Genomic DNA, 9,115 nt, shown 5'->3' on the forward strand with positions numbered 1-9,115 from the left:
CGCGGGGCGCGGGCACGGCCGCGGTCGTCAGTCGACGGGGTAGGGGAAGTCGGCGGTCACGCCGATCTGGTCGTACTGCATCTGGGTGGCGTCGAAGTCGTCCTCCCAGTTGCCGTTGGTGACCTCGTTGCACTGGTAGGACTGGTACGACTGGTCGGTCGTCTTGCCGACCTCGATGTTGGAGAAGGCGAAGCCGCAGCCGCCGGCGTCCATGTGGATGCCGCGGGTGCCGCTGTCGGGCATCGCGCCGGCCGGGTCGGGGATGACGTCGCCGATCACCATCTGGTCGACGGTGTTCTGGATCGGGTGCGGCTCCTGGTTCGCGACGCCGTAGGTGTAGAAGGCACCCATGTCGCCCGAGTCGAGCCCCGCCTGGTCGATACGGATGTAGCGGAACGTGTTGTTGTCCGTGTACTGGTCCCCGTCGATCACTTCGGGACGCGACTCGAGGCTGATGCCGTAGCGCGCGGAGTGCTTGACGTGGACGTGCTCGACGGTGTTGTCGCCCGTGCCCATGAGCTCGATGCCGGAGGCGTCGCCGGGGACGAGCTCGCCGACGTGGTCGATGTAGAGGTTGCGGAACGTGTGGGCGTGGGTGAGGTCGCCCTCGCCGGGCCAGCCGCCCTCGACCTTGATGCCGTCCGCGCCGATGTTCTCCAGCAGGGAGTCCTCGACCGTCAGGTGGTCGTTGGCGAACAGTGCGTAGACGCCCATGAACCCGGTGTCCCGGATGTGCATGCCGGTGAGGGTGATGTGGCTGGTGTTCTCGAGCGTGACGGCGCCGAACCGGTTGCGAGGCATCTCGATCTGGCGGTCGTACTCGGGATAGGTGTGCACCTCGCCGGAGTCGCCGGCGCTGATCCACCCGGCGCGGTACCAGTCGACGAAGTCGGAGTACTGGACGCCGAGGCCGTCGAACGTGATGTCGTGCGCCTTGTCCTCGGGGGAGTCGCCCTTGATGTCCACGAGCTTGGCCACGGTCGGCCGCATGATGGTGACGTCGTCGATGTCGCCCCGCGGCATGTAGTAGAGCTCGCCGGCCTCGCGGTCCACGTAGTACTCACCGGGCTGGTCCAGGAACGGCATGGCGTTCTGGATGTAGTAGCGCGACCCGCTGCGGCTGTTGACCAGGGCGTACCGCGACCAGTAGTCGAACGTCGCGAAGCCCTTGCGGTAGTCCGCGCCGCCGATCGGGATCGTGTCCGTGAACCAGCTCCAGGACCCGCCGGACCACACCGTGATCTGGGCGTCCTTGAGCGGGTTGCTGTCCGCGGTGTCGTCCCACGCCGGGTCCCAGTCGCCGTCCTTCCAGTAGAGCCAGGAGCGGACGGCCTCCTTCTCGGGCTCGCCGAGGACGGAGAACAGGTACGGGGCCTGCGTGTCCTCGGAGGTCCGGTTGGGGTAGCGCGCCAGCTCGGAGCGCTCGCCGTCCTCGAACAGCGTGTAGAACTGCTGCTCGGGGTCGAACGTCGTCTTGTAGATGCCGTCCTGGTAGGGCTCCCAGCCGGTGACGGGCTCGGCGCCGACGAGGTTGGCCTTGCCGGGTCCGTCGGCGGAGCGGTAGATCACCTGGTGGCCGTTGTTCCCCGAGTCCTTCTCGGTGAACTCGATGGTCTCGTCGACGGGGTAGTCGCCCTCGGCGAGGTTGACCACGATGTCGCACTTCATCTTGCGCTCGTGGTTGAGCCCGCGGTCCTGGATGTACTGGCGCGCGTGGTCGACGGTGGCCCACGGCGCGTCGGCGGTGCCCTTCGCCGCGTCGTCCCCGTCGGGGGAGACGTAGAGCTGGGGGCACCTGCCGGCGCCCTGGGAGCTTGCGGCGTACGGGTCGAAGGCCGTGGCCCCGACCCCGACGGCCGCGACCGCGCTGACCGCGACGACCGCTGCCGTGCCGGTCCTGATCCATCGTCTGGACATCGGTGTCCTCTTCTCGTGAGTGGTGCGGGTGGGTGGCTGGTGGATGGCTGCCGGGTGGCTCAGGCCGTCGGCTGGACGACGTAGGTGGCGCCGCGCCGCGTCTCGAACACGGCCAGGCCGTCCTCGGGGCGCTCGACGGCGACCGGACCGTGCGGCCCGACGACGCGCACGGGCGCGTCGGTGCGCAGGCGGACGGTGCGGCCGAGCAGGGAGCGCACGCGGGCGTGGTCGAGGCGGCCGGCGGACCACGTCATCGTGATCTCGAAGCCCCCGCGGGTGCGCAGGCCGCGCACGCGCCCCTCGGGCCACGCCTCGGGGAGGCAGGGCAGCAGCCAGACCTCCCCGGAGTGGGACTGCAGGAGCATCTCGTTGATCGCCGACGTACCGCCGAAGTTGCCGTCGATCTGGAACGGCGGGTGCAGGTCGAACAGGTTGGGCGCCGTCCGGCCGGGGGAGAGCAGCTGCGTGAGGTGCGCGTAGGCGCCGTCGCGCTGCAGGAGGCGGGCGCGGATGTTCATCTTCCAGGCCAGGGACCAGCCGGCGGTCACGGCCGGGCCCCGCAGCTCGAGCGACCGGTCGGCCGCGGCCGCGAGCTCTGGCGTCCGGCGCGGCGTGATCTGGTCGCTCGGGAACACGCCCCACAGGTGGGAGACGTGGCGGCTGGTCTCGGTGGCCGCGTCCTCCCAGTCGATCAGCCACTCCTGGAGCTGGCCGAGGTGGCCGACCTGGTTGGGGGGCAGCGTGTCGCGCGCGGCGAGGGCGGCCACGGCCGTCTCGCGGTCGAGGCCGAGCTCCCGCGACGCCTTGTCGAACGCGGTGAACAGGTCCCGCAGGATCTGGCAGTCCATCGTCGGCCCGGCGCAGAGGCTCACGCCCTCGTCGTCGTCCTCGTGGTGCTTCAGCTCGGGGGAGTGCGACGGGCTCGTGACCAGGTAGCCGGTCGCGTCGTCGACGACGAGCGTGTCGAGGAAGAACTCGACCGCGCCGCGCAGCACGGGGAAGTACTCGCGCAGGGTGTCGAGGTCGCCGGTGTACTCGTAGTGCTCCCAGAAGAGCAGCGAGAGCCACGCGCCGCCGGTGGGCCACACCCCGTAGAAGGCGTGGTCCACGGGGGCGGTCCCGCGCCACAGGTCGGTGTTGTGGTGCGCCACCCACCCCCGGGCTCCCCACATCTTCCGCGCCGTCCGCGCCCCCGACTCCGCGAGCTCCTCGATCATCGCGAACAGCGGCCGCCAGCACTCCGCGAGGTTCGACGGGCCCGCCGGCCAGTAGTTCATCTCGCAGTTGATGTTGAGCGTGTACTTCGACTGCCAGGCGGGCAGCATCTCCGCGTTCCAGAGCCCCTGGAGGTTGGCGGGCTGGCCCGGCGCGCGTGAGCTCGAGATCAGCAGGTAGCGGCCGAACTGGTAGTACAGGGCGGCGAGCTGCGGGTCGCCGCCGGCCCGGAACGCCGCCACCCGCTCGTCGGTCGGCAGGTCGGCCGACGGCGACGTGCCGAGGTCGAGGTCGACCCTCCCGAACAGCTCCTGGTGGTCGCGCACGTGCGACCGGCGCAGGACGCCGAAGCCGCTGACGCTCGCCCGCTCGAGGGGCGGTGCCGCCTGCTGGAGCGGGTCGCCACCGACGTCGAGGTAGCTCCGGTGGCTGGTGCCGATCGTGACGAGCAGCGTGACGGCGTCGGCGCCCCGCACCCGCAGCGACGTCTCGTCGCACACCACCGAGCCGCCCTCGGCGAGGGCCCGCGCCAGGGCGACGAACCGGACCTCGCCCTCGAGGCCCTCGGCCTCGCCGGAGCGCCCCTCGAGCGCGAGCGTCCGGCCGTCGTGCGCCAGGGTGGTCGTCTCCTGCAGCGACGTGAACGAGGCGTCGACCGAGACGCCGCCCGGCACGTCCGCGCGCAGCCGCACGACGATCGCCTGGTCGGCGTGGCTGACGAACACCTCGCGTGTGTGCCGCACGCCGTCGGCGACGAACGTCGTGGTCGTCACCGCCGTGGTGAGGTCGAGCGAGCGGCGGTACTCCGCGACGTCGTCGGTCAGCCCGGGGAAGGCGAGGTGGAGGTCGCCGACGGGCTGGTACTGCATCTGCTCCGTGGGCCGACCCATGAAGCGCGCGTCGGCGAGCCGCTGGGCGTCGGCCCAGCGCTCCTCGGTCAGCAGCCGCCGGATCTCCGGCAGCGCCTCGGCGCCCGCGGGGTCGGCGTAGTCGTGCGGACCGCCCGCCCAGACCGTGTCCTCGTTGAGCATGAGCGTCTCGGCCGCGACGCCGCCGAAGACCATGGCGCCGAGCCGGCCGTTGCCGACCGCGAGCGCCTCCAGCCACGCGGCCGCGGGCCGGGGGTACCAGAGCTCCAGCGGGCGGGTCGCGGCGTCGTCCGGGGCCGCGTCCCCCGCGGTGGCCTCGGCCGTGCCGGCGCGGGCACCGCCGGCCAGCACGACCGCTCCGGCCGCCGCGGCGCCGGTCGATCTCAGCAGGTCTCGTCGGGTGAACGAGGTCATCGCATCCACATCCCTCTCGTCGTCCGTCTCGTCGTCGAGGCCACGAAAGGTCGAACGGCTGCCCGTGCGGTCGGGCGTCGTCGCCTTCGGTACCGGAACTGCAGGGTGTCGCTGGAGTGCTGTCACGGCCGATGGAGGCCGGGGCAGCCCTGCCCCGCCGTCCTCGCGTCCCGAGGTGCTCGGGGACGCGGTGCCGCGATGGATCGAATGTAGTACATCACATGTAGTACAAGTCAACAGGTCGAGAAGAGGCCCGGCGCTCCGGACGGCAGCGGTGCCGCCGGGAGGGCCGGGCCTCGGGCCGTGCTACTCCTGGGGCCGGCGGCGCGCCCAGGACGACGTGATGTGCTCGCGCATCGCGGCCTCCGCGCCGTCCGCGTCGCCGGCGGCGAGGGCCTCGAGGATCCGGGTGTGGCCCTCGTGCGTGGAGCGGACGTCGTCAACGCTCGGGGTGCCGCTGTACTGCGGCGAGTGCAGCGCCTTGCCCTGGACGCTGGAGACGATCGCGCGCCCGAACGCGTCGCGGGAGGCGCGGTGGATCAGCTCGTGGAACTCGAGGTCGACGCGCGCGTACGCGGTGGGGTCGTCGACGAGGTCGGCGAGCTCGTCGAGCTTGGCGGCGAGCGCGGCCCGCTGCTCGGCGTCGAGCAGGCCGGCCGCCCGCCGGGCCATCGCGCACTCCAGGGTGGTGCGGATCTCGATGAGGTTGTCGAGGTAGACGAGGCGGTCCTCGCGCTGGAAGAGCGCGTCGAGGACGAGCGGGTCGAGCAGGCTCCACTGGTCCTGGTCGAGCACGATCGTGCCCCACCCCTGGCGCGACGCGACGAGGCCCTTCTCCACCAGCGCGGTGGTGGCCTCGCGGATCACGGTGCGGCTGACCTCGTACTGCTCGCAGAGGGCGCCCGCCGGGGGGAGGGCGCTGCCCGGGGGATACTCGCCGACGACGATCGCCGTGACGAGGCTCTTCACCACCGCGGCGGCGAGCGGCGGGCGGTGTCGCTGGGGGCGGGGCACCGCTCCGGCGGTCGAGGGCGTCGTTGTCATGTCGTCCGGGCTCCGTTCTGCGTCGCGGCCTGCGCTGACGGCCACCCCGAGCGTAGCGGAGGCTTGCGCACTCATCACTCGTATCATAAGTTATGACTCAGCCGACAGGCTCGACGAGGCGCTGGCACCCAGCCGCTGCACCTCCCACGACCCGGCCTCGAGACTCGCGCCGACGGCGGCGCGTGCGGAGTAGGAGCAGCGGATGCGCATCACGGGATACCGGACCCTCACGACCGTCCACCGATGGGGGCGGCCGGTGGGCGACGTCAACGGCGTCGTCGCGGACGGGGTGACCGAGGTACCGGTCGTGCTCCTCGAGACGGACGCCGGCGTCACCGGCGTCGGCCTCGGGGCGAGCGGCGACCTCGACCTCGTCTTCGGCGCCCTCGAGGGACAGGACCCGCGGGCGGTGACCGCGCTCTACGACCGCATGCTCGCGTTCGTCTTCAAGTCCGGGCACGCGGGCAGCACGTTCGGCACCATCGGCGCCTTCGACATGGCGCTGTGGGACCTCAAGGCCAAGCTGGCCGACGAACCGCTGTGGCGCACCCTCGGCGCGGCCGACCGCTTCGTGCCCGGCTATGCGTCCGGGCTCGAGTACGCCCTGCCCGACGACGCGCTCGTCGAGCTCTACGAGCCGTGGGCCGAGCGCGGCTTCACCGGCGCCAAGGTGAAAGGCGGCCTCGACGTCGACCGCGACGTCAAGCGGCTCGCCATCGTCCGCGACGTCCTCCGCGAGAACACCGACCACCCCGACCTCATGTACGACGTGAACGAGGCGTGGGGGCGCCACCAGGCGGTCCGGTTCGCCCGCCGCGTCGAGGACCAGGTCGACATCATGTGGATCGAGGAGCCGGTGCGCCGGTGGGACGTCGCCGGGCACCGGGCCGTCGCGTCCGAGCTGCGCGCGGCGGTCGCCACGGGGGAGAACCTCACGGGCCTCGAGCAGTACGGGTCGCTGCTCGACCGCGACGCCGTGGGCGTCGTGCAGGCGGGCAGCGTCTGGGGCGTCACGCACTTCCTGCGGGTCTCGGTGCTCGCCCTCGGCCGGGACCTGCCGGTGAGCCCGGTGGGCTACAACGCCAACCCCGTCGCGCACGCGTCGGCCGCCGTGCCCAACCACCTGGTCACCGAGGTGCAGGACCTGTCGTGGCCTGTGGGGCTCCGCGTGGACCAGGAGATCCAGGACGGCGGGATCGTGCTGGGCGACGCGCCCGGCCTCGGCATCGAGGTCGACGAGGAGCTCATCGCCACGAACCGCGAGTCCGGCACGTGGGCCGTGCCGTCGGGTCCCCACGTGCGACCCGTCGACGCCGGCCTGCGCCTCGCGCGCCGCCGCGCGGGCGAGCAGCCGTGAGCACCTCCCCGCAGGCCGGGGCCCGGCCCCGCGCCGTGCTGGCCTTCGACCCGCCCGGGCTCGTGGAGCGCGTCTTCGGGGCGGACGGCCTCGAGCGCCTGGGCGCGGTCGTGGACCTCGACCTGGAGGTCGTCGTCGAGGTCGCGTCGGAGGCCGCGCGCCGCCGCCTTGCCGGCGCCGAGCTGCTGGTCGCCGGCTGGGGCGCGCCGCCCGTGCCGACGGAGCTGCTGCCGCGGCTGCGTGCCGTCGCCTACGCGGGCGGCGTCGCGCGCACGTGCCTCGCCGACCCGGCGGCGCTGGCGGCGCGCGGGGTGTCGGCGTCCCACGCCCGGGCCGCCAACGCGGTGCCGGTCGCCGAGTACGCGCTGGCGATGATCCTGCTCGCGAACAAGAAGGCGCACGCCGCCGAGCGGGCCTACCGCGAGCGGCGCGCCGCCCCGGACGCGGACCGTCTCCTCACCGGCACGGGCAACTACCGCCGCACCGTGGGGATCGTCGGGGCCTCGCTGGTCGGGCGCCGCGTCGTCGAGCTGCTGGGGCCGTTCGACCTCGACGTGCTGCTGTACTCCCCGGAGCTGGCGCCCGGCCCGGTGCCTGGCCTGCCCGGGGCGCGGGCGGCGGGCCTCGACGAGGTCGCCGCGCGCAGCGACGTCCTGTCCCTGCACCAGCCGCTCATCCCCGAGACGGCGGGGCAGGTCGACGCCCGGGTGCTCGGCCTGATGCCCGACGGCGCCACCCTCGTCAACACCGCCCGCGGCGGCGTCGTCGACGGCGAGGCGCTGCTCGCCGAGCTGCGCACCGGCCGGATCGACGCGGTGCTCGACGTCACCGACCCCGAGCCGCCCCCGCCGGACAGCGAGCTGTGGAGCCTGCCGAACGTGGTGCTCACCCCGCACCTCGCGGGCTCCACGGGCACGGAGCTGCGCCGGATCGGCGACTCCGTCGTGGCGGAGGTCGAGCGGTTCGCCCGCGGGCTGCCGTTCGCGCACCCGGACGAGCTGGTGGCGTCGTGACCCCGGTGCGCGAGGATGCCAGCCGCGACGAGGTCGTCCGCGACGACGCCGTCCGCAACGACGAGGCAGGAGGACGCATGGCCGCAGGACAGGCAGGACCCGACGTCGCGGCGCTCGCGCGCTGGATGCGCACGTGGGTGGGCGACGAGGGGCAGATCCGGGGCTTCCACAACCACAGCGTGTGGGGCACCAACCCGGCGACGTTCGTCGACTTCACCAGCGGGCACCAGGCGTTCTCCGCCCCGGCCACCGCGGCGTTCGGCGAGGTCCTCGCGAGGCACCTCGACGAGCGCGGGCTCGACCTGTGGCGCCGGATGATGCTCTTCCAGGCGCGGACCGTGCAGGACGACGGGCAGTTCCGCCACATCGGGTTCCAGGTGGGGGAGTCGGCCACCGCGGGCCTGATCCACAACATGGTGGGCTGCCTCGGCCTGCTGGAGGGGCTGCGGCACGCCGGGCACCTCCTGGCCGAGGACGAGCGCGCCGAGGTGCTCGCGGCCGTCCGGCGCGACCTCGACGCCTGCCGCGTCTACGGCGGCGGACGCCCGACGCCCGACGGCACGGTGAACCAGGAGTACGCGCGGGTCTGGGCCAAGCTGCGGTACGAGGAGCTGAGCGGCGACGACGTCTACGCCGCCGAGCTCGAGGAGGACCTCGACGCCCTGGTGCGCCTCAGCCACGTGCGCGGGGTGCCGGACGGCGAGTCCGTGGGCGTCTTCCGCCAGCCGACCGACCGGGAGGGCGGCGGCATCCTCGAGCCCGCCGAGTACTACGGGCTCATGGTGGTGCCGCTGGTCCTGGGCGCGCGCCGGTTCGGCCGGCCCGACCTCCTCGAGGAGGCGGTGGCGATCTGCCGGCACGTCGCGCGCTCCGCCTGGGTGGACGACGCGGGCTGCACGCGGTTCCACCGCTACTGGTACGTGCGGGGCGACACGCACCTGCTGTCGACCACGCCGATGCTGGTCGCGGGGATGGGGCTGAGCCTGTACGGCATCGAGGAGGTGCTGGCCGACGTCGACGTGCCCGAGCTGGGCGAGTTCCGCGACGCGTGCCTGCGGACCTACGCGCACTACCAGTCGCCCGCCGGCCCGTTCGTCTCCGCCACGGGCTGGCACCACGAGGCCGACGTCGCGCCGAGCACCGCCTGGCACGCGCACGACCTGCTCTTCCTCGCCCGCCACGCGCTGGCCCGCGGCGACGTCGACGCGACGTTCTGGGACGCCGTGTTCGCGGACCCCGACCGGCAGGCGGTGATCCTGTCGGACCGGGCGTTCTGGGCCGAGGAC

General features: G+C 73.1%; 6 protein-coding genes. 3 read left to right on the forward strand and 3 right to left on the reverse strand.

Going from position 1 to position 9,115, the window contains the following annotated elements; all coding sequences use genetic code 11:
- Positions 1-27: 27 nt before the first annotated feature.
- From ACFWEK_RS14730 to ACFWEK_RS14740, 3 genes are all read right to left on the reverse strand, one after another.
- Positions 28-1,917 carry a right-handed parallel beta-helix repeat-containing protein gene (locus ACFWEK_RS14730; protein WP_430554523.1) on the reverse strand — a complete coding sequence of 630 codons (1,890 nt, stop codon included), beginning with the start codon at positions 1,915-1,917 and terminating at the stop codon, positions 28-30.
- Positions 1,918-1,976: 59 nt separating this feature from the next.
- On the reverse strand, positions 1,977-4,415 hold the full coding sequence (locus ACFWEK_RS14735; protein WP_430554524.1) for a glycoside hydrolase N-terminal domain-containing protein: 2,439 nt from the start codon (positions 4,413-4,415) through the stop codon (positions 1,977-1,979).
- A gap of 306 nt (positions 4,416-4,721) precedes the next feature.
- A complete protein-coding gene (locus tag ACFWEK_RS14740; protein ID WP_430545723.1) occupies positions 4,722-5,459 on the reverse strand; it encodes a FadR/GntR family transcriptional regulator in 738 nt (245 codons plus the stop codon).
- 202 nt (positions 5,460-5,661) lie between these two features.
- Here ACFWEK_RS14740 and ACFWEK_RS14745 point away from each other — a divergent pair, with 202 nt between their 5' ends.
- The 3 genes from ACFWEK_RS14745 to ACFWEK_RS14755 form a co-directional block, all read left to right on the forward strand.
- Positions 5,662-6,816 (forward strand): mandelate racemase/muconate lactonizing enzyme family protein, encoded by a 1,155-nt coding sequence (locus tag ACFWEK_RS14745; RefSeq protein WP_430554525.1) that lies wholly within the window; start codon positions 5,662-5,664, stop codon positions 6,814-6,816.
- Entirely contained in the window at positions 6,813-7,829 is a 1,017-nt protein-coding gene (locus ACFWEK_RS14750) for a hydroxyacid dehydrogenase (RefSeq protein ID WP_430554526.1), read from the forward strand. Before ACFWEK_RS14745 ends, ACFWEK_RS14750 begins: the two co-directional genes overlap by 4 nt.
- Positions 7,830-7,906: 77 nt before the next feature.
- Positions 7,907-9,115 (forward strand): hypothetical protein (locus ACFWEK_RS14755; RefSeq protein ID WP_430554527.1); only part of this gene is annotated, 1,209 nt, incomplete at its 3' end.

The sequence above is a fragment of the Isoptericola sp. NPDC060257 genome, assembly GCF_042726645.1.
In the GTDB taxonomy this organism is placed as follows: Bacteria; Actinomycetota; Actinomycetes; order Actinomycetales; family Cellulomonadaceae; genus Isoptericola; species Isoptericola nanjingensis.